This window comes from Bacillus sp. FSL W8-0183 (assembly GCF_038006825.1).
Taxonomy (GTDB): Bacteria; Bacillota; Bacilli; order Bacillales; family Bacillaceae; genus Bacillus; species Bacillus altitudinis.
On the sequence record NZ_JBBOVY010000001.1, the window covers coordinates 1,058,442 to 1,078,867 of the forward strand.

A 20,426-nucleotide genomic window follows, 5' to 3' on the forward strand; every position below is an offset into this window, starting at 1 on the left:
GTTACAATAGAAGGTTATCCAGTCAAATGGATATGAAATAATTCTGAATAATCATTGAAACGTTTACATTTATCCGCTAAGATAGCATCAGATTCAACCATTAAGCAAAGCGAAGGGGAGATTCCATATGAAAGTATTGTACAATGGGGATTTTATTGAAAAAAAAGATGCACATGTTGATATTGAAGACAGAGGCTATCAATTTGGCGACGGAGTCTATGAGGTCATCCGCGTATATAATGGGACTTTGTTTACATTAAAAGAGCATACTGAGCGTCTATTCAAGAGTGCAAAGGAAATCGGCATTCATCTACAAGGTACAGTATCCGATATGGAAGAGAATTTGAAGAAGCTAGTCGCAGATAATCAAGTGATTGATGGCGGCGTGTATATTCAAGTCACGCGAGGCGTCGCACCTCGTAAACATCAATATGGTGCACTAACCCCTCAGATTACGGCATATACATTTCAAGTGAAAAAGCCTATTCAAGAGCAGACAGCTGGTGTGAAAGCTCTATTGTCTGAAGATCTTCGCTGGTTAAGGTGTGATATTAAAAGCTTAAACCTTTTATATAACGTCATGGAAAAGCAGAAAGCGTCTGAAGCTGGTGCGTTTGAAGCGATTTTAATAAGAGACGGCTTTGTGACAGAGGGGACGTCCTCGAATGTATATGCCGTCATTGACGGTGTCATTCGTACACACCCAGCAAATCACCTGATTTTAAACGGCATTACACGTAGAAAGCTGCTAGAGGTTTGTCAGGAAGAAGGATGTCGTGTGGAAGAAACCCGCATGAGTAAAGACGAACTTTTGCATGCACAGGAAATTTTCATCAGTTCAACGACAGCTGAAGTGATTCCAATTGTAGAGATAGATGGTCAGCCAGTTGGGGAAGGTGTTCCAGGAGAGATCACGAAGCGTGTACAGGAAGGGTTCCAGAAAAAAATTAAGCATGAAAGCGAAGCATCTATTTCTTCGTAAAAAGAAAAAGGCTGTAAACCAATGTTTACAGCCTTTTGTGATTTATATTTATTTCACGATCAGTACAGGTATATCTGATTTGGACGATAACTTTTCACTCACACTGCCAAAGAGCATTTTTTTCAATCTGCTTTGGTCACGTGCTCCCATGACGATGAGGTCTGCTGAAATCTTTTCAGCGTATTCGATAATCGCTTCTGCAGGCTCCCCTTCAACAATTTCAATCGCAGCTTCAAACTGCTCTTCATTTAACAGCATTCTTGCTTCTGCAACGACCTCTTCTGTATGATCTTCAAAAATCAAGGGACTTTGCTGTTCATCATGAGGTACATACACAGGGGGTGTTTGAAGGTCAGCCATGCCGCCTCCGATATAAGCGCCGCCAGTCATTGGTCGAGGTGCATCAAACACCTGTCTGCTGGATTTCCCATCATGAGCGTAAGCAACGGTCAGCTTGGCATTCAACGTTTTGGCTAAAGCGATTGCCTTCTTTAATGCTTTCTTACTGTCTTCATGTCCATCAAACGCAACGACCATCCGATCAGCTTGAAACAATGTCCTCATTCCTTTCAAAAGGAGTCTATACGTTCATGGTATACCCGTTATGAGAAAAAGATACACATGAAAACGATTGTGTTTTTGTTAGAAAATTTCATTTATTGAAAAATATTTATTGACAAAATGGTGACAGCCACTATAAGATAAAAAAAGATTCAAGAGCCAAAAGGAGGAAATGTCATGTGCAACATCATTGGAAGAATGAAATCAAACTGCATGAATGGGTTGATTCACGTGACAATTACACCTTCATTGGTCATTGAAAAGGGACTCGTATGTTCCAATTGATCGGATGAATCAAGGCGTATGTTGCGTATTTGTCAACATGCGCCTTTTTATCATGTATAAAAGAGGCGTACCAGTTAGCTGGTTGCCTCTTTTCTTGTTGTATACATTTCGTATCTCGAAATAATGGAATGCATCAACAACTAAATGAAGAGGAGTGAAAGCATGTGAACATGCCAAAGGCAAGACAAATGACAAAAGTTCAAAAAACGAAACAAGGTGACAATCAGGAAAATATAGAAAGCGGCTAGCTTTAAAAGGAGAGACAAACATGTTTTCAGTATTTGTGAAATTAGGCTGGTTCTTTAAACAAGAGTGGAGGCGCTATACAATCGCCATTACGCTGCTACTCATTGTGAATGTGCTTGAAATGCTGCCACCAAGGTATCTAGGTCAAGCAGTTGATGACATTCGGTCTGGTCAATTTACAACATCCAGTATCTTATTTTACGTAACCATTTTTTGCTTACTTGGTGTCAGTGTCTATGCGCTCACCTACTTTTGGATGTATCAGTTATTTGGCGGCGCGAATGTCATGGAGCGTGTGATGCGCGGAAAATTAATGCGCCACTTACTGAAGATGACACCCACCTTTTATGAAAAGAAAAAAACCGGAAATCTAATGGCGCTAGGTACAAATGATTTGAATGCTGTGGCTTTAACAACAGGCTTTGGCGTTTTAACATTAGTCGATTCCACTGCTTACATGCTGATGATCTTTTTTACAATGGGGCTGACGATCAGCTGGAAATTAACTTTAATGGCCATTATTCCGATGCCGCTGATGGCGATTTTGATAGCGTTTTATGGCAGTAAAATTCATGAACGCTTTACAGTTGCTCAAGATGCATTTGGTGATATGAATGATCGTGTATTAGAATCAGTTGCCGGCGTTCGGGTGATTCGGTCTTTTGTGCAGGAAAAACAAGATGTGAATCGCTTTCGAGAAATGACAGACGATGTCTTTCAAAAAAATATGAGAGTAGCGATCATTGATTCATTGTTTGAGCCGACGGTGAAATTGCTTGTGGGGATCAGTTATTTAATCGGTATCGGTTACGGCGCATATCTTGTGTTCCAAAGTGATTTAACCATTGGTGAGCTTGTCGCATTTAACGTCTATCTGGGAATGATGATCTGGCCAATGTTTGCCATTGGTGAATTGATTAATATCATGCAAAGAGGAAATGCCTCATTAGACCGGTTGAATCATACACTCAGTTATCAACCGGATGTAACTGACGCAGCCAAGCCAAAAAGATTACAAGAGCCTGGCGATATTCAATTTGAACATGTGACATTTAGGTATCCAACTTCCTCTAAAGATAATCTAACGGATGTCTCCTTTACTGTACGAAAAGGGCAAACGATTGGTATTACAGGAAAAACGGGAAGTGGAAAAACAACGATTGTCAAACAGCTTCTTCGTCAGTATCCGACAGGTGATGGGAAGATCTTGCTTTCAGGTGTACCAATTGAGGACATTGAATTGGATCAACTGTTCCAATGGATTGGCTATGTTCCGCAAGATCATGTCCTTTTCTCAAAAAGTGTAGAAGAGAATATGCGTTTCGGTCATAGAGACGCGAGAGAAGCTGAATTAGCACAAGCGATTAAAGATGCTTACTTTGAAAAGGATTTACGCCTTTTACCAGAAGGCTTGGAAACCATGGTTGGAGAAAAGGGAGTGGCGCTGTCAGGAGGACAGAAGCAGCGGATTTCCATTGCACGTGCTTTATTAATTGATCCAGACATTTTGATTTTGGATGACTCTTTATCTGCAGTTGATGCAAAAACAGAAACGGCTATTTTAGAGAATTTAAGACAAAATCGTCATGGAAAAACGACATTTATTACAACCCACCGTCTATCAGCTGTAGAGCATGCGGATCTCATTCTTGTCATGGAAGAAGGACGTATTGTTCAAAAGGGAACCCATCAAGCGCTTATTCAGCAAGATGGATGGTATAAAGAGCAATTTCTGCGTCAGCAGCTGACAAATCAGCTGGAAGGAGGGGATGAGGCATGACAACAGGGAGAAGACTTCTTGCCTATGCACTCCTGTATAAAAAAGTATTGTCTGTTGCTTTGATCTTTCTGATCATTGCAGTTGGTGCTGAGTTGACAGGACCTTTCATTGGGAAAAAAATGATTGATGATCATATTTTAGGTGTAGAAAAACCATATGTTGAGGTAAATGAAAAAACAGATAAAACGGTTTATTACCAGGGAAATAACTATATAAGAAGTGACCGGCTACAGAATCAAAATGAAGCTGGAAAGCAAATCAATGTCGTGCAAGTCGGATTTGGGTACTATTTTGTGAATGAACCGATTCGATTTGACGGGAGCAGGACAATAGAAGGGGATCAGCTCACCATTGAAAATGGGAGCGAACGTGAGACGTATCAGGTACAGCGTTTATCCAAAGAGGAAATCTTTGCTTTTTATCAGCCGGAAATCAGTGGTTTGGTACAGCTTGTTCTATTTTATTTTGGGATGCTCGTCATTGCGATTTTCTTTCAATATGGGCAACACTATTTACTCCAGCGTATTGCAAATCGCATTATTCAAAAAATGCGAGTGGACGTATTTGAACATATTCAAACGCTTCCGATTCGGTATTTTGATAATTTACCGGCTGGAAAGGTTGTCGCGCGGATTACGAATGACACAGAAACCATTCGTGATTTATATGTAACAGTACTCGCTAATTTCGTCACAAGTGCCATTTACATGGTTGGAATTTATATCGCCATGTTCTTATTAAATGTGAAGCTGGCGCTTATTTGTTTAGTGGCTGTTCCGATTATTTTTCTATGGTCGATGACTTATCGAAAGTTTGCGTCAGTTTACAATCATCGCATTCGATCCATCATCAGTGAAATTAATGCCAAGCTAAATGAAGCCATTCAAGGAATGACGATTATTCAAGCATTTCGACATGAACAAGCAACGAAAGAAGAATTTGATGAGCTGAATAACAATCACTTTCGATATCAGCGAAAGATGCTTCATTTAAATTCACTGCTTTCACATAACTTGGTGAATCTGCTTCGGAACTTAGCATATGTCGCACTCATTTGGTATTTTGGCGGCGCGTCCTTAAGTGCGACGGGCATTGTGTCGATTGGGGTGCTCTATGCATTTGTCGATTATTTAAATCGTTTGTTCCAGCCGATTACAGGCATTGTGAATCAATTTTCTAGATTAGAATTAGCCAGGGTTTCATCTGAACGGGTTTTTCGATTATTAGATGAGCCAGGTACTGAAGTAGAAGAACCAATTCAGAAGAAACTAGAGGGACACGTCCAATTTCAGGATGTTACCTTTGCGTATAATGAAGGGAAAAATGTATTAAAGAACATCACCTTTGAGGCGAAAAAAGGTCAGACGGTGGCACTCGTTGGACATACCGGTTCTGGGAAAAGTTCGATCATGAATTTGCTACTACGTTTTTATGATATTCAGCATGGGGACATCCTCATTGATGGAGAAAGCATCTATGATCAGTCGCGCCAAACGCTGCGTAAACAAATGGGCATTGTACTACAAGATCCTTATTTGTTCTCTGGAACGATTGCGTCCAATGTCAGTTTAGGAAATGAAGACATTAAAAGAGAAACGATTGAAACATCGTTAAAGCAAGTGGGCGCAGCAGAACTATTAAAGCATTTGCCTGAAGGTTTTGATGAACCAGTTGTTGAAAAGGGGAGTACTCTTTCCTCTGGGGAGCGTCAATTGATTTCATTTGCCCGTGCACTGGCATACGATCCAGCGATCTTAATTTTAGATGAAGCGACGGCTAACATTGATACAGAAACAGAAGCCATCATTCAGCGGGCACTGGATGTCGTCAAAGAAGGACGAACCACTTTTGTCATTGCACACCGATTATCTACTATTAAGAAAGCTGACATGATTTTGGTGTTAGAAAAGGGTGAGATTGTCGAGCGCGGCAGCCACGAAGAGCTCATGGAGCAAGGCGGACTATATGCGCAAATGTACGAATTACAAAAGGGAGCTGTGACGAGCAGCTGATAGGATGAGCAGCAAAAGCCTCTTTCAATTTGAAAGAGGCTTTTTCATGGCAATGAAAAAAGTCGAGGCTTCATGATATGATCTCGACTTTTACTGGTTGTATATCATTTACACGAACTAAATGGTCAATAAGCGATACCGACACGTTGATGCACAAATTCTTTTGAGTTTAACTGCTGATACAAAAAGTGTGCGGTATCTTCAACTGAGATTTTCTGTCCATCTATAGGGAGAAAATTCTTTTCATAGCGATATGACCGTGTCACTTCTCCATCTGGTAAATAGGTTGGGCAAATGATTGTCCAATCTAGTTCAGTTGATTGAAGAATTTCAAATGCTTTGGCATGTTCTTTAGCAGCTCGGGAAGTGGTTCGCCTTGATTCATTTGTTTCAAAGCGGTAAAGCTCAGGCTGCTGCCTTGCTTTCAAAATCCCCGCAGTGCCAATCGTTATAATTCTTGATGTTCCTGTTTGCTTCATGGCTTGTACGATATGCTCCATTGAAACAGATAAAGTATCATCACCATCTGTTGATAGACAGCTCACGACAATATCTGATCCTTTAATTGTTTCAAGCACATCCTCTTGATTTCTGGAATTGCCGGTGACTTGAAACATACCCGCAAGCATTTCTTCCCGGTTTGTCCGAATTAACGAGCGAACCATGTAACGATCATCTTCTTTTACGAAACGAAGAAATGCTTGTCCTACACGTCCATGAGCACCGAAAAGAGCTATTTTCATCTGATCGATCCCTCCACTACATACTATAAGTGAAAAGAACTTAAAATGGTACAGTTTTATGTCATGCTTTTTTTATAAAGATGAAAGGACCGAATACTATGAGCATATTCACATAATAGAGAGAGACCGACAAATTGTAGAAGTTCAAAATTCACACCTGAAATAATGTCCATGAAGATCCGCTCCTTTCTAATACATCATATGAATTCAAAAGGAATCGGTGAGGGATAAAACCAAAAAAAGAAGACACCATAAGAGGTGCCTTCTATGATCCAGATATGAAATTAAGCTTTTGTTCCGCCAAGGTTTTGCTGAGCGTAAGATACTAGACGTTTCGTGATTTCTCCACCAACTGAACCGTTAGCACGAGCTGTTGTTTCTGCTCCAAGGTTTACACCAAACTCAGAAGCGATTTCGTATTTCATTTGATCGATTGCTTGCGCTGCTCCAGGAACTAGTAATTGATTTGAACTATTAGAATTTGCCATGATGTGAATCTCCTTTTTATATATGATTTTTTTGGTTGGGTTTGCTGGAGTCGCACCAGCGAAATGACCAAGTCATTTGCCACTTGGCGAAACCCAATGCGGTAACTGCTTTGTACTAAATATTATGGTTCGCTACGAAAAAAACATACGGAAAAAGAACATGGTAAATGTTGTTTTCATATACAAAAAACCACCACCCAATGGTGATGGTTTGTGGAACGTCTTCTTATTCAGCTGAGCGGATGCGCAGCTCAGTCTCTGTATCAAAGAAGTGCGCTTTATTCATATCAATGGCAAGAGGGATCGTCTGACCTGCCTGAATATCTGTGCGAGAATCAACACGTGCAATAAACGTTTGACTAGCGAGAGAAGAATAAAGCATCGTTTCGGCTCCCATTAATTCAGCCACTTCTACGTTTGCTTCAATTTTTGTTCCTTCAGAAGCCTCTATAAACACAGGCTCATCATGGAAATCTTCTGGTCTGATGCCTAGAATCACATCTTTTCCGATATAGCCCTGACTGCGTAATACTTTCATTTTTCCTTCTGGTACACGAATGTGCGTATTCCCAATGGCAATGGCTCCGTCAGACAGTTTTCCTGTAAAAAAGTTCATCGCTGGAGAGCCAATAAATCCTCCTACAAAGACATTCTCTGGGTTTTCATACACATCCTTTGGTGCGCCAACCTGCTGAATAAAGCCATCTTTCATGACAACAAGCCGAGTAGCCATTGTCATGGCTTCTGTTTGATCGTGTGTGACATAGATGAATGTCGTCTGCAGCCGCTGATGAAGTTTAGAAATTTCGGCACGCATCTGAACTCGAAGTTTAGCATCTAAATTAGAGAGAGGTTCATCCAAAAGAAAGACTTTTGCATCGCGTACAATGGCCCTTCCAAGTGCAACACGCTGTCTTTGACCTCCAGACAATGCCTTAGGTTTTCGATCTAAGTATTGTTCAAGCCCTAATATTTTTGCAGCGTTTCGTACCCGCTCATCAATTTCTGCTTTAGGAAATTTTCGAAGCTTTAATCCAAAAGCCATATTATCGTACACATTCATATGAGGGTATAAGGCATAGTTTTGGAAAACCATCGCAATATCCCGATCTTTTGGTGCCACATCATTCATTCGCTTGCCGTCTAATAGAAAATCTCCTTGTGAAATTTCTTCAAGGCCTGCAATCATGCGGAGAGTTGTTGATTTTCCGCATCCAGATGGACCAACAAACACAATAAATTCTTTATCCTCAATATGTAGATTAAAGTTATCTACTGCTGTTACTTTGTTATCGTACACTTTATAAATTTGATTCAGCATCATTTCAGCCATAGCTGGTAGCCTCCCAGTCCTTTTTTTGAAAGCGCTTTACTTATAAATGAAGTGTATAAAAAGGAAGGGTGTCTGTAAATGGACAACGTGCACAACATCTTATTTTCATTTTTAGGCAAGGTGCTCATGATAGGATCATTTAAGAAAAATCGAGAAGATTCATCATGAAATAAGCAGCTGACGCTTCTTGAAAATGCCGTATATCTAGTCCTGTCCGTTCAATAAATTTATCAATCCGATACTGAAGGCTGTTTCGATGAACATATAACGCTTTTGCTGCCTGCGATGCATTTAAATTACACTGCATATAGGTCGTGAGAGTTCTGTAAACGTCCCGATCAAAGATTGTTTCTATAAATGCATCTGATATAGCGGCAGAAACCATGTCTGTATCATGGCGAATGAAAGCAGGTAAACATTGATAAAATGTTGCAACCCCTGACCTAAGTTTTCCTTGCTTCAGATGCCATAAGAAGAGCTGATGTTCATTTAATAATCTCATTTTTAAATTTCCATTTGGCAAATGCAGCTGTCCTTGCATGAAGACAACGTCTGTTAAAAAATCACTTGTGATGGCTTGAGACAAATCATGTAGCTGTTCAAGTTGACCATTTTCTGATGTAGCGTTTGTTTGAATGAGCATAGCTGTTTCAGTGCCTGTCCATATGAAATGAATATGTTCGAGGCTGCTGTTCACAGCCTCTTTTATTTGCTGCCTTTGTTCTGCTTGGTGATCCATTTTAAAAAAATGAACACGGACGGAGTGATCAATGGTGATTGATTTGTTTTCAAAGAGATAGCTGTACCATTTCTGTTCTTCTTCCGTTTCCTGCGTATGAGGTACATCAATTGGTGTGAGGAATGAATTGAGAAGAAGCGTTTCCCTTTCTGTTAGCTCCGTTTTGTTTACTCCAAAAATTTCGCCTTCGTCTGTTTGATACCAGAGAATTTGTTTATCATTTGTTGGTGAACTGATGATATGGTGTCCGTAAACAAGTTTTAGTTTTTCTAACATGGCGAGGCTCCTTAAACAGTTTAATCATACACATGGAATAGCATTAATTCGTGGATTTCTTCTTTTAAGGTTGGTTCAACTTCATGAGGCGGAAGCTGAGAGCCCCATTCAATATCACCCGTTTTGTGATAAATGCCTTCATAGTGTGAACCATTATGAAAAAAGGATATTTTCCAGCCAGGTAATTGCGCTTTTTTAAAGAGAGGTTTCCATTGAAAATGAGAAATCATATCATCATTGCCTCCTTGCTTTTATTGATGAAACAATAAATACACACGACAATACGGAAACAACCTTGAACTTGGTTTTATTGTATCTCATCTGATGAAAAGAGCATAGGGAAAGCACAGATTTCAGAGACATGAAAAGAAAACATCAGTAGGCGTTTGCATGGTCTATAGGAGTAAGAGCCATTTGTGTTAGGTAAGATGCGTATTCAACGATTCTTTTCCCAATCAGCCATTCTGAGTTTTTCAATGGTGCATGCAGAAAAATCTCGCGGCCTGGACGAGAATTGGCTTCAAACATCCAGATAGCACCTAAGTGATCAATACCTAAGTCAAAACCAATTTCCCCAATCAGACCGGGCATTTTTTCATCTATCACACGACTAAGTGCGAGGGCAGTATCAGAGAGCTCTTGCAAAACCTTCAAACGTTTCTCTGCATCAGGAAAGATATCATACAGTGTTTTTACTGAACCACCATGCAGTTGATGGGTTGTGACAGTGTGATCTCCTGAAACTTTTCCAGCAGCGGCTGTAACAGTCCAATGACCATACTTATTTTTATTCGTATGAATTCTAAAATCCAGTGGTTGATTGTCTATTTGAAGAAGCTCAATGCCTTGTTGTGCAATCAAGTCTTGAATTGCACAATCTTCCCGCAGTTTTTTCACGAAATGGTCTACGGAATGATATGAAGTGGATTTCCCTTTATTTGAGCAGACAGTGACCCCGTTTTCCGTCTTCTTTAACTGATAAATCCCGTCTCCGTGACTGCCGTTTGTTGGTTTTAAATAAATGACATGATGCAGATGAAGGAGTGTTTCTATTTTATTTAAAGCATCAACAGGATCTAATCGTATAGAATGTGGTAAGAAAGAGCTTGTTTTTTCATCTGTTAATAGCTGTTCATGAATGTCCCATTTATTAAAAAAATAAGGGTTGAACCAAGGGATATCGTAGTCTTGAGTGAGTTTTCGTTTTGTTTCTTGAATGAATGCCGACTGAGCAGCCTTTCTATTAGGCAGCCGGTCATAAACAACGGATGGGAAGGGCATCTGCTTTTTTACCCAGCGCTCCTCTTGGTAAAGCAAACCTTCTACTATTCCTTTATCCCAATCGATAGAATGAGTACCAAAAAGATATGCAAAACCAGCATGCTGCCTGCAAGATTGCAGCAATTTCATAAAATAGGAAGATCTTGTGCCTAAAGGTGCTGTATTTTGTTCGAATCCTGCAGTGAAAATGCCGATGAGAGGTCCTATATAGAGTGTTTGTTGAACAAATATGACATCAGCTTTTGTTTTGTATGGAATGAGTAAAGCGCGATAAAGGTCTTCTGATAATAAAATCATTTGAGATTGATGATGATAGGAAATGGCGAAATCATCTACTAAACAAGAACCTAAAGCAATAGATAAAATTGCCCCCTGTTCTTTAAACTGGACAGGGAGATGTACTGTTTTTTCACTTGCTGAATGTGGAGCGATGATGTAGCGTTTTCTCTTCATAAGGAACCTCCTTTTCTTCAGCCATCATCGATTTGGCATGTTCAAGTATGGTCTGAATCAATTGATTCTCCCTCTCAGGGTAAGCTTTTAAAAAAGAGGATCGTCCTGGCTTTGATCTTACATTTGAGATGAAAAGTCTGCCTTCATTTGTATGAAGCAAGTCTATAGCGAATTCAATACACGGTGAGAAAGTTTTGTCTATAAACGCTGGAAGAGATGACTGAATGGAGGCAATATCATCTAACAGCAGCTCCTTGATGTGTGACTTTAATGAGTTTAAATAGTGATCAAAGGCTACCACATGAATGGAATTTTGTGTATTGCTTAAAAGGCTGTTTTCTACTGATGGTTTTGTATGAATCCCCATGCTATTCCATTGATTTTGAGAATTTTTTATAAGAAAAATCCTAATTTCATTGAATATAACGTCTTTTTGATCATTCGTGTTAAAAAATTGAAGGAAAGATCGGCCGATATATTTTTTGCACCAGCGCTCAACCTCTGCTGAATGTGAAAAGGTGATGATTTGCTTAGCGTTTAGCTGCACAGTAATGAGTGATTTGTCTTTTAAAGAAATGAAGCAAGAGGGTGCTGCGTGCTGTTGAGAAAGCGGCTGTATTTTACAATATCCGCCCTTTCTGACCAAGTTGAGAAGGTCTGAAGGCTCTGTCAATAGAGAGCAGACAGGTAAGTATGGTTGTAAAGAAGGGAGGAGACGGAGCTGCTCGAATAGCCGCATTTTATTTGAAATTCCAGTATTCAAAAAAACGGTTTTTGGATACTTTTTTAACCAGTTCATGATAGGTTTTGCTTTTTTAGATTGTGCGTCATGCTGATAAAGACAACGATCATAAATCAAGTCAGGAATCTGAAATTCTGACGCTTCAAATCCTTTGCCAGTCTTAAATTTTTGACCGTGAATGACATTTGAAGCAGGCTTTAAATCTAGAGGTGAAAAACGAACAACTTCTAAATCAAAAGAAGAGGCTGCTTTGGCAAGCTGATGTGTGAATGCCTCTTCATGCTTCGGAGAAAGAGTGACAATGCCGAGCGTTGACGTCATGAAACAACACCTACTTTTCAAATTCTTTTTTTAACATCTGAAAAACACTTTTTGTTGATTTTACATAAACTTGGCGTTCCTATATCATTACGACAGATCGTTGTCTCATATGTCACATTGAATGCTTCATTTGCTTGGACTCTTGACAACAACTATAATACGTATAGATAAAAACAATAAACTTCAGGTGTTGTTTGAAAGGTAGATGACGACTTTGGATATATTCACAACGTTTATCTTTATGATTGTGATAGGTGCAGTGATAGGGGCAGCAACAAACCATCTCGCGATTAAAATGCTTTTTCGTCCGTATAAGCCATATTATTTATTTGGGAAGCAGCTCCCATTTACACCGGGTCTCATTCCTAAAAGAAGAGATGAAGTAGCCAAGCAGGTTGGCGTCATGGTGATGGAGCATTTACTAACGCCAGAGGGCATTAAAAAACGATTTGAATCATCAGAGGCAAAGCAAGAGATATTGCGGACAGTGCACCGATATATTGATAAAGGTGCTGATATGGAAATGACGGTTTTCTCCATGTTAGAAAAATACGGTTTTTCACAGGCTGACGTTAAAGCTGACGCATGGCTTCATCAGTGGACTGATCATAAGCTCCACTCACTGCTTGAAAAGTATGATCAGCAAACGTTGTCTGAGCTGTTGCCACAGGATGTAGAAAATAAGCTTGCATCAAAAATTCCAGATGCCGCAGATTATATTTTAAAGAGAGGCATTCATTATTTTGAAAGTGATGAGGGAAAAGCAAGACTCGGTCATATGATAGACGATTTCTTAAAAGAACGAGGAATGCTTGGCAGTATGGTCCAAATGTTTTTAGGGAATTCAAGCTTAATTGATCGCGTGCATCCTGAAATGATGAAGTTCTTAAAGAATGCAGAGACAAAAAGGTTTTTATCAGATTTACTTGTTCAAGAATGGGACAAGGTAAAGCAATTTTCTTTACATGAGCTTGATAAAAAATGGAATGTGAAGGAGCTTCTATTTAGTGTGAAAAAGCAATTGCTTTCACATTTTTCTACAAAGGTGCTGTTAGATAGACCAGTAGGAGTTTACATCAGTGCAGTAGCGGATGATCTTAAGACCAAGTTTGCTCCATCTCTCATTGATAAAGGGATTGAAGCCGCATCTAATGCGCTTGAGGGACTGCTCGCAAAGCTCCAATTTGAAGAAATTATTCGTGAACAAATTGAACTTTTCCCGCTTGAAAAAATGGAAGAGCTTGTGATCAGCATATCTAATAAGGAGCTGAAGATGATCACATTTTTAGGCGGTCTTTTAGGTGGATTGATCGGTGCTGTCCAAGCGATTTTTGTCACCTTATTCTAAGGCGAGATCGAGAAATTTCGATGAATTTATTGTATATATGTGAAACGAAAGCCATAGTTTGTTATAGTGGAGTGGTGTCCGCCGATCCATATCGGTGATAACGGATAGAAAGGAGACATAACATGTCTGTAAATCTTTATGATGTTGCATATGACCTTGAAAAAGCACTGCGTCATAGCGAAGAATATTCAGCGTTAAGAAATCTTTATGATGAGGTAAACGGGGATGAATCCTCTAAAAGAATGTTTGAGAACTTCCGTGACATTCAAGTAAACCTTCAACAAAAACAAATGACTGGTCAAGAGATTACACAAGAAGAAGTAGAGCAAGCGCAAAAAACGGTTGCACTTGTGCAGCAACACGATAAAATCTCTCAGTTGATGGAAGCAGAACAACGCGTAAGTGTTCTCATCGGTGAATTAAATAAAATTATCATGAAGCCTCTTGAAGAGCTTTATGGAAATACTGAAGAAAATTAATTGAAAGGGCGATCATATTCGCCCTTTTTTTCATTCATATCGCCGCTTGTATATCTTTAAAAAAAGGGTTGTCGAAGCTCGTAAATTCTGCGATAATACTTATTGAAAGTGCTTTCAAAAAGCGCTATCGTGATGAATTGGGTGCGTTCCACTTTGGATTTACGGCGATGAGCCAAATGAGAGAGAAGCGCTTCTGGGAGAAAAGCAAAGCATAAGGGGATATGATATAAGCAATGCTTTGGTGTGTGAAAGATGAGGGGATCATGGGGAGCTTCATCACGCCATTGTTACGCATCCAAACCATACATAAAAAAAAGCCTAGGGGTAGGCTTTTTTTATTTGCGATTGAGGCATAAAACAAGGGCTGCTTCAACTGCATGTTCTAAAGCGCTGAGCTAGGGCATATCCTCATCGTAAGTACAGTCATCAAGAAGGGGGATGCCTCAGTGTCAAAAAAGCTACTTGCACTCAATATAGATGGAACGTTGCTTCGTTCCAATGGGAAAATCCATTCCGCTACAAAAGAAGCTGTGGAATATGTTAAGAAAAAAGGGGTTTACGTGACGATTGTCACCAACCGTCATTTTCGATCTGCACAAAAAATTGCCAAGGCGTTGAAAATACCAACTTCAACTCTTGTGACGCATAGTGGTGCATTTATCGCTGATAAGCTTGATGAGCCGCTCCATGTGAAGAAATTAACGGAAGAGAAAACATTTAATCTTGTGCAGATCCTTGAAAGCTTTGATTGTAATGTTCGCTTGTTACATGAAAAATTCTCAATCGGCAATCGGAAAAAAACACAGTCTCAACTGATGGGAAAAACGTTGATTCATCCGTCTGATCCAATTTTCTATCCCGTTCAATTTGTTGAATCATTAAGTGATATGCTCATGGATGAACCGGTTAGCACACCTGTCATTGAAGTGTATTCGACGGCAGCACTTCAGCCTGAAATCCACACAACCATTCAACAAGCATTCCCATCTGTTGATCTGATTAAGATCAGTGATGAGAAAATGAACATTGTATGCAAAGGGGTATCGAAAGAAGCAGGACTTTCTCTTTTAACCTCAGCACTAGGTTTTACATTAGAAGATACGGTCGTGATCGGTCACGGGACAGACGACATCCCGATGCTTGAGTTAGCTGGCTTAGGCGTTGCGATGGGGAATGCACCTCATTCGGTCAAACGTAAAGCCGATTGGGTGACACGTTCTCATGATGAACAGGGTGTTGCTTATATGATCAAAGAATACTTTAGAATGCAGCAAAGGGAAGGTTTTTTACATCAATTTGATATTAAACGATAATATAGTGAAGGCCCTGTCTATTAAGAAATGGCAGGGCCTTCATCTGTTCTCTTCATTGCTTTTCCTAGATGAATTTTGTAAAATGAAACAAGTTTGAAGATAAAGGTGATACGATGCGAATTTTAGTTAAAGGGCTGTCTGATGAACGATTTCATCGACCGCTTGTCAATATAGCCAATTTATTCGAGGAAGATAGTGAAGTGCTGTTTGATTCAGGTGAAGCGAACGATGGCCTGGTCATGGTGTTTGATTGGAAAGAAACTGGCGGTATGGTGGAGGCTTCTGGCCATATTGCTGGATCAGATATGACGAGTTGTTTTACAAGAGAGATGCCGGAGGGCTTGAACGATAAAGAGCGCTGGAAGCAAATCAAAAACACTGTGCTGTCTGTTTATTTACATCTGCTTCAGGAATATACAGGAATGACGCAAAAATGGGGGATTCTTACGGGGATACGCCCTACGAAATTACTTCATAAGATGCTAAGAGAAGGCATGACAAAGGAAGAAGCACATGCAGCGTTAAAGCGCGATTACTTGATTCATGATGAAAAGATCAATTTGATGCAGGAAATTGTTGATCGTCAAATCAAAGCCATTCCAGATCTGTACGATCTACAGGAGGAAGTGAGTATTTATATCGGTATTCCTTTCTGTCCAACAAAATGTGCTTATTGCACGTTCCCTGCTTATGCCATTCAAGGACAAGCTGGAAGAGTGGGAACGTTTCTTTTTGGGCTGCATTATGAGATGCAAAAAATGGGCGAATGGTTAAAGGAACATGGGATTAAAGTGACGACTGTTTATTTTGGCGGAGGTACTCCAACGAGTATTACAGCAGAAGAAATGGATTTGCTGTATGAGGAGATGTATCGCTCTTTTCCAGATGTGAAACATATTCGGGAAGTCACTGTAGAAGCGGGACGACCTGATACGATTTCACCTGATAAGCTGGAAGTGCTCAACCGTTATCATATTGACCGGATTAGTATCAATCCGCAATCATATGAGAATGAAACATTGAAAGCGATTGGCCGGCACCATAGTGTGGAAGAAACGATTGAGAAGTATCATTTATCAAGGCAGTATGGCATGAATAATATTAACATGGACTTAATCATTGGGCTGCCAGGAGAAGGGCTAAAGGAATTCCAACATTCCTTGCAGCAGACAGAAGAACTGAAGCCTGAATCTTTAACGGTGCATACCCTTTCCTTTAAGAGAGCGTCTGAAATGACCCGCAATAAGGAAAAGTATCAAGTGGCAGACCGTGAAGAGATCACACGTATGATGGATGAAGCGGTTGCTTGGACAAAGGCACATGACTATCATCCGTACTATTTATACAGACAAAAAAACATTTTGGGGAATCTCGAAAATGTAGGGTATTCGTTAGATGGACAGGAAAGTTTGTATAATATTATCATTATGGAAGAGGTGCAGACGATCATTGGCATTGGATGCGGCGCTGCGAGTAAATTCATTGATCCGCGAACCGGAAAAATTACGCAGTATGCCAATCCAAAAGATCCAAAGTCTTATAATGATCGTTATGAGCACTATACGGAAGAGAAGATTCAGTTTCTTGAGTCATTATTTGTTTCTCACATGTAAACACTGCGGTGACGCAGTGTTTTTTTCATTTGTAAAAGGGTATATAGGGGGTAAAAAGATAAAGCAGGTGTACATATGATGGATGTGATCGGAATTGGGATTGGGCCAGCAAATTTAGGATTGGCCGCTTTATTAGAGGAGTATGAAGATGTGACATGCTGTTTTTTTGAACAGGAAACCGAATTTGCTTGGCATCCTGGTATGCTCATCAAAGGAACGGACTTACAAGTTTCCTTTCTAGCGGACCTTGTGACAATGGCTAATCCAAGGAGCAAGTATACATTTTTAAATTATTTACATGAATCAAACAGGCTTCACCGATTTTATACATTTGAACAATTTGATATCCCCCGGAGAGAATTCAATGAGTATTTATCATGGGTTGCAGGTGAATTAGATAGCTGTCAGTTCGGGATGAAGGTGGAAGAAGTGACCGACTGTGAAGACGGGTATCTTGTAAAAGTTCGGCGGTTGAAAGATGGGGCGCTTTCTGAATATCGTGCAAAGCATGTCGTCCTTGGAACTGGAAGCAAGCCGATGATTCCTGTCGATGTGCCAGAAGTTGCGTTGCCGCATGTGACCCATAGCAGTCGTTATGTAGATCAACAAAAAGAACTTCATGAAGCTGAAACGGTGGCGGTGATTGGTTCAGGTCAGAGTGCAGCTGAAATTTTCTTAGACCTGCTTCAGCATCAGAAGAAAGGACAGCAGCTTTCGTGGTTTACACGTTCAAGTGAATTTAGAGAACTAGAGACAGCGGAGCTTGGTCAGGAGCTATTTACACCTAAGTATGTTGAATATTTTCATTCCCTTCCTTATGAAGAACGGATGAACACATTGCCTAGACTGGCAGGATTAAGGAATGGCATAGATGCATCGACGCTTTCTCGTATTTATCAGGAATTGTACCATCGCTCCGTTTCAGGAGAAGAGCCTTCTGTACTCATTCAGCCAATGACTGAGCTTGAAGCGATACATATGGAGGATGAGCAGCAGTTAGAGCTGCATTTGAAACAATGGCAGCTCAAGAAAGAAAAGAAAATGACAGCCGATCATGTGGTATTGGCTACAGGATATACGCCTAATATTCCGGAATGGTTTAGCGCATATGAACCATTGATTGAATGGGAAAGCGATGAGCATTTTAAAGTGACAGACGACTTCAGGCTTGTGTTTAAAGACAAACGGTCTCATCATTTCTTTACATTCACGAACCTCGATCACTCTCATGGAACAGCGGCGACCAATTTAAAATTATCGATCTACCGCAATCAGAAAGTCATCCGAACCATTCGCGGGGATACGAAAGAACAAGTGAAGCAAGAAACAGCATTTCAGCAATTTGAATAGATATAAAAAAAGGGCCCCCAGCACTGGGCCCTTTTCAATTAAATGGTTGTTTCTCTTTTTACTTTTGGTTTTTCAGTTTTCCATTTGAAGATTTTGTTTAGGATTTGATAGATACGCTTTGATTCTTTCGTCACTAGCGGTCCTAAAATCGCAAGGATTAATACATATAATGCAGCAAATGGCTTCAATGTAGCGGCAAGCCCGCCTGCAATCCCAAGTTCGGCTACAATGATGGAAAACTCTCCTCTTGATACGATGGTTAATCCAATATTAGAAGAAGCTTTATGAGAGAAACCGGCTCTTCTTCCAGCAAACATCCCGGCGGTGAAGTTCCCAATTAAGGTGAGAATGACAGCGCCGATCGCAAGCCAGAAGGCATCTCCTAATGTAAATGGATCAATACTCAATCCGAAGCTGAAGAAGAACATGGCGCCAAAGAAATCTCTAAAAGGAACAACGAGATGTTCAATGCGGTCTGAGTGCTCTGTTTCTGAAAACACAAGACCGAGTAAGAGAGCGCCAATGGCCTCTGCGACATGAATCGTCTCTGAAAAACCAGCCACGAAGAACAAAGCGGCAAAAATGACAATGATAAATACTTCATTTGAACGGATATCGAATAGTTTGTTTAATAGTTTTGGTAGCTTACGTGCGATGATAAAGAAAATCATCATGTAACCAAAAGCGATTAAAATAGATAATAAGGCACCGCCAACGGACGTGGCATCTCCAAGGACAAGACCGGATACGACAGATAAATAGACGGCGAGAAAAATATCCTCAAACATAATAATCCCAAGAATTAACTCTGTTTCAGGGTTCGCTGTCCGTTTTAAATCGACAAGGACTTTGGCGACAATGGCGCTGGATGAAATGGTGATAACGCCTGCCATAATGAGGACTTCAAGGAATCCAAAGCCTGTGATAAACCCATAAAGCAATCCTAAGCTAAAGTTGATCAAAATATAAATAGATCCGCCGACTGCAATGGATTTACCCGATTTTATGAGTTTGCCGACAGAGAACTCAAGCCCAAGGTAGAATAGAAGGAACAGGACACCCATTCTACCAAAAAACGAAATAATCTCGGTGCTCTCGATAAACTTCAAATCAATGATCCCGATGGTTGGTGCATGCGGACCAACAATCATCCCGAGGACAATGAGAAAAGGAATGATAGAAAATTTAATTTTATTGGCGATTAAGCTGGCAATGGCGATGAGAATAAGCGCCGTTCCAACTTCAAAGACTAAATGATCCATTCATCACTCTCCCCCTCTAGAAAGAAAATCACGTATCAATCGCTTCAAGTGTTTTCTTTCGCCTGAAATGACCATCGTATCATTTGCTTGAATAATCGAATCGGCACCGGGGTTGAGTAATTTTTCATTTGTATGTTTAATGATCGCAATGACGGTGACTTCATAATTTTGTCTCACATCTAAATCGCCGAGTGTATGTCCAACCGCTTTTGCGTCTTTTTCTACCTTAAACCATTCAATGATCAAATCATTGAACGCCATTTCAATCGTTTCAAGTGCTTGCGGCTTATACACCATACCGCCAATAATGGCAGCAATTTGCCGGGCTTCAGCATCATCGAGAGAAATGGTGGACAGTACTTCATCTGGATCTTCATCGTCGAAACGATAAATCTCCCGTCTGCCATCATCATGAATCACAATCGTCATCTTTTCTCTATTTCTCGTTTCAATTTCAAATTTCTTTCCAATCCCAGGAAGATCATTTTCTTTAATGTTCATTTTATCCCTCCGAATATGATAGGTTTTGTTTTTCATATAGTGAGTACGGATGAAATAAAATGAATCAGTCGAGGTAATTTGATTGGTACATAATGGGGATTGCACACTTCATTTCTAAAAAACATAAATCAATAGATAACGCTGTGGTTGATGCAAACTTTACAAGAAAAGCTTTTGAAGCGCCTATTGATAACCTCTGTTTTAACAGAAGAGATGATGCATGTTTTTTTGAAAATGGAGGTGTCTTCACAGCGTTGATTTCTTCATCATAAATCGATGGAGAAATCAGGCTGGGTGTGCTCGCTTCTGCTTGTGAAG

18 protein-coding genes are annotated in these 20,426 nt (G+C 40.1%); 8 read left to right on the top strand and 10 right to left on the bottom strand.

Annotated features, from left to right (window positions below):
* The first annotated feature begins 127 nt into the window (after positions 1-127).
* A complete protein-coding gene (dat, locus tag NSQ64_RS05505) occupies positions 128-982 on the top strand; it encodes a D-amino-acid transaminase (protein ID WP_212360696.1) in 855 nt (284 codons plus the stop codon).
* A 48-nt stretch (positions 983-1,030) separates the two neighbouring features.
* Here the strand turns inward: dat and NSQ64_RS05510 are convergent, their stop codons facing one another.
* Complete coding sequence (locus NSQ64_RS05510; protein WP_017360333.1) at positions 1,031-1,537, bottom strand: universal stress protein; 507 nt, start codon at positions 1,535-1,537, stop codon at positions 1,031-1,033.
* A gap of 559 nt (positions 1,538-2,096) precedes the next feature.
* Between NSQ64_RS05510 and NSQ64_RS05515 the strand changes: the two genes are divergently transcribed.
* Both NSQ64_RS05515 and NSQ64_RS05520 read left to right on the top strand, forming a co-directional pair.
* A complete protein-coding gene (locus tag NSQ64_RS05515; protein WP_024719974.1) occupies positions 2,097-3,854 on the top strand; it encodes an ABC transporter ATP-binding protein in 1,758 nt (585 codons plus the stop codon).
* Positions 3,851-5,866 (top strand): ABC transporter ATP-binding protein, encoded by a 2,016-nt coding sequence (locus NSQ64_RS05520; RefSeq protein ID WP_047946617.1) that lies wholly within the window; start codon positions 3,851-3,853, stop codon positions 5,864-5,866. The genes NSQ64_RS05515 and NSQ64_RS05520 overlap by 4 nt, the downstream gene beginning before the upstream one ends.
* 125 nt (positions 5,867-5,991) lie before the next feature.
* On the opposite strand, the gene NSQ64_RS05525 is transcribed toward NSQ64_RS05520, so the two are convergent.
* The 7 genes from NSQ64_RS05525 to NSQ64_RS05555 form a co-directional block, all read right to left on the bottom strand.
* Positions 5,992-6,609 carry an NAD(P)-dependent oxidoreductase gene (locus tag NSQ64_RS05525; RefSeq protein WP_008348943.1) on the bottom strand — a complete coding sequence of 206 codons (618 nt, stop codon included), beginning with the start codon at positions 6,607-6,609 and terminating at the stop codon, positions 5,992-5,994.
* 284 nt (positions 6,610-6,893) lie between these two features.
* Complete coding sequence (locus NSQ64_RS05530) at positions 6,894-7,097, bottom strand: alpha/beta-type small acid-soluble spore protein (RefSeq protein ID WP_008348940.1); 204 nt, start codon at positions 7,095-7,097, stop codon at positions 6,894-6,896.
* A gap of 226 nt (positions 7,098-7,323) precedes the next feature.
* A complete protein-coding gene (locus NSQ64_RS05535; protein WP_268381630.1) occupies positions 7,324-8,430 on the bottom strand; it encodes an ABC transporter ATP-binding protein in 1,107 nt (368 codons plus the stop codon).
* Positions 8,431-8,569: 139 nt separating this feature from the next.
* The gene (locus NSQ64_RS05540) at positions 8,570-9,445 is read right to left on the bottom strand and encodes a helix-turn-helix domain-containing protein (RefSeq protein WP_268381631.1); all 876 of its coding nucleotides are present in this window, start codon (positions 9,443-9,445) and stop codon (positions 8,570-8,572) included.
* 20 nt (positions 9,446-9,465) lie between these two features.
* A complete protein-coding gene (locus NSQ64_RS05545; RefSeq protein WP_008348933.1) occupies positions 9,466-9,675 on the bottom strand; it encodes a YheE family protein in 210 nt (69 codons plus the stop codon).
* Positions 9,676-9,820: 145 nt separating this feature from the next.
* Positions 9,821-11,179 (bottom strand): YheC/YheD family endospore coat-associated protein, encoded by a 1,359-nt coding sequence (locus NSQ64_RS05550; RefSeq protein ID WP_341015473.1) that lies wholly within the window; start codon positions 11,177-11,179, stop codon positions 9,821-9,823.
* Positions 11,136-12,242 (bottom strand): YheC/YheD family protein, encoded by a 1,107-nt coding sequence (locus tag NSQ64_RS05555; protein ID WP_341015475.1) that lies wholly within the window; start codon positions 12,240-12,242, stop codon positions 11,136-11,138. The genes NSQ64_RS05550 and NSQ64_RS05555 overlap by 44 nt, the downstream gene beginning before the upstream one ends.
* Positions 12,243-12,456: 214 nt before the next feature.
* Here NSQ64_RS05555 and NSQ64_RS05560 point away from each other — a divergent pair, with 214 nt between their 5' ends.
* The 5 genes from NSQ64_RS05560 (at position 12,457) to NSQ64_RS05580 (ending at position 18,345) form a co-directional block, all read left to right on the top strand.
* Positions 12,457-13,590: a DUF445 domain-containing protein gene (locus NSQ64_RS05560; RefSeq protein WP_135009093.1), complete on the top strand. Its 1,134-nt coding sequence runs from the start codon at positions 12,457-12,459 to the stop codon at positions 13,588-13,590.
* Between the two features lie 122 nt (positions 13,591-13,712).
* Complete coding sequence (locus tag NSQ64_RS05565) at positions 13,713-14,069, top strand: YlbF family regulator (protein ID WP_008348927.1); 357 nt, start codon at positions 13,713-13,715, stop codon at positions 14,067-14,069.
* 446 nt (positions 14,070-14,515) lie between these two features.
* Entirely contained in the window at positions 14,516-15,382 is an 867-nt protein-coding gene (locus NSQ64_RS05570) for a Cof-type HAD-IIB family hydrolase (RefSeq protein WP_008348923.1), read from the top strand.
* A 113-nt stretch (positions 15,383-15,495) separates the two neighbouring features.
* On the top strand, positions 15,496-16,995 hold the full coding sequence (locus NSQ64_RS05575; RefSeq protein WP_039167580.1) for a coproporphyrinogen III oxidase: 1,500 nt from the start codon (positions 15,496-15,498) through the stop codon (positions 16,993-16,995).
* A 75-nt stretch (positions 16,996-17,070) separates the two neighbouring features.
* The gene (locus NSQ64_RS05580; RefSeq protein ID WP_341015481.1) at positions 17,071-18,345 is read left to right on the top strand and encodes a lysine N(6)-hydroxylase/L-ornithine N(5)-oxygenase family protein; all 1,275 of its coding nucleotides are present in this window, start codon (positions 17,071-17,073) and stop codon (positions 18,343-18,345) included.
* Positions 18,346-18,383: 38 nt separating this feature from the next.
* Here NSQ64_RS05580 and NSQ64_RS05585 read toward each other — a convergent pair whose 3' ends face one another.
* Positions 18,384-19,607, bottom strand: coding sequence for a cation:proton antiporter (locus tag NSQ64_RS05585; RefSeq protein ID WP_007497140.1), 1,224 nt, complete (start codon positions 19,605-19,607; stop codon positions 18,384-18,386).
* Positions 19,608-19,610: 3 nt separating this feature from the next.
* A complete protein-coding gene (locus NSQ64_RS05590) occupies positions 19,611-20,108 on the bottom strand; it encodes a cation:proton antiporter regulatory subunit (protein WP_017366937.1) in 498 nt (165 codons plus the stop codon).
* Between the last annotated feature and the right edge of the window lie 318 nt (positions 20,109-20,426).

Excerpts from the sequence above, each read along its gene's own strand:
- NSQ64_RS05545 (WP_008348933.1), bottom strand. The coding sequence starts at position 9,675 with ATGATTTCTCATTTTCAATGGAAACCTCTCTTTAAAAAAGCGCAATTA.
- NSQ64_RS05555 (WP_341015475.1), bottom strand. The coding sequence starts at position 12,242 with ATGACGTCAACGCTCGGCATTGTCACTCTTTCTCCGAAGCATGAAGAG.
- dat (WP_212360696.1), top strand. The coding sequence starts at position 128 with ATGAAAGTATTGTACAATGGGGATTTTATTGAAAAAAAAGATGCACAT.
- NSQ64_RS05540 (WP_268381631.1), bottom strand. The coding sequence starts at position 9,445 with ATGTTAGAAAAACTAAAACTTGTTTACGGACACCATATCATCAGTTCA.
- NSQ64_RS05535 (WP_268381630.1), bottom strand. The coding sequence starts at position 8,430 with ATGGCTGAAATGATGCTGAATCAAATTTATAAAGTGTACGATAACAAA.
- NSQ64_RS05580 (WP_341015481.1), top strand. The coding sequence starts at position 17,071 with ATGATGGATGTGATCGGAATTGGGATTGGGCCAGCAAATTTAGGATTG.
- NSQ64_RS05520 (WP_047946617.1), top strand. The coding sequence starts at position 3,851 with ATGACAACAGGGAGAAGACTTCTTGCCTATGCACTCCTGTATAAAAAA.
- NSQ64_RS05585 (WP_007497140.1), bottom strand. The coding sequence starts at position 19,607 with ATGGATCATTTAGTCTTTGAAGTTGGAACGGCGCTTATTCTCATCGCC.
- NSQ64_RS05575 (WP_039167580.1), top strand. The coding sequence starts at position 15,496 with ATGCGAATTTTAGTTAAAGGGCTGTCTGATGAACGATTTCATCGACCG.
- NSQ64_RS05525 (WP_008348943.1), bottom strand. The coding sequence starts at position 6,609 with ATGAAAATAGCTCTTTTCGGTGCTCATGGACGTGTAGGACAAGCATTT.
- NSQ64_RS05590 (WP_017366937.1), bottom strand. The coding sequence starts at position 20,108 with ATGAACATTAAAGAAAATGATCTTCCTGGGATTGGAAAGAAATTTGAA.
- NSQ64_RS05565 (WP_008348927.1), top strand. The coding sequence starts at position 13,713 with ATGTCTGTAAATCTTTATGATGTTGCATATGACCTTGAAAAAGCACTG.
- NSQ64_RS05550 (WP_341015473.1), bottom strand. The coding sequence starts at position 11,179 with ATGAAGAGAAAACGCTACATCATCGCTCCACATTCAGCAAGTGAAAAA.
- NSQ64_RS05515 (WP_024719974.1), top strand. The coding sequence starts at position 2,097 with ATGTTTTCAGTATTTGTGAAATTAGGCTGGTTCTTTAAACAAGAGTGG.
- NSQ64_RS05530 (WP_008348940.1), bottom strand. The coding sequence starts at position 7,097 with ATGGCAAATTCTAATAGTTCAAATCAATTACTAGTTCCTGGAGCAGCG.